The organism is Dryocola clanedunensis, from assembly GCF_038405435.1.
GTDB lineage: Bacteria > Pseudomonadota > Gammaproteobacteria > Enterobacterales > Enterobacteriaceae > Dryocola > Dryocola clanedunensis_A.
Genome location: NZ_JBBYHZ010000073.1, coordinates 1 through 272, shown reverse-complemented (window position 1 = coordinate 272; position 272 = coordinate 1). Strand labels below are relative to the sequence as shown.

1 protein-coding gene is annotated in these 272 nt (G+C 70.6%); it reads left to right on the top strand.

Annotation, left to right across the window (positions count from 1 at the left end; translation table 11 throughout):
- Positions 1-272: GMC oxidoreductase (locus AAE045_RS23440; RefSeq protein WP_455549714.1), on the top strand; the 272-nt coding region annotated here is incomplete at both ends.

Here is a 272-nt window from a genome sequence, read left to right as displayed (position 1 = left end):
TCGTGCGCTCATCGCTGGCCACCGATGCCCGCGCCGACGTGCAGTTCCATTTCGTCCCGGCAATGCTCGACAACCACGGCCGCCACCGCCTTCCCGGCGACGGCTACACCCTGCATGCGTGCCCGCTGCACCCCCGCAGCCGCGGCCGCGTGCGGCTGCGCGACGCCGACGCACGCTCAGCGCCCCGCATCCATGCCAACTACCTGGGCGATACGGGTGGCCATGACCTGAAGATGATGCTCGAATGCGCGCGCCTGGCGCGCACGATCCTG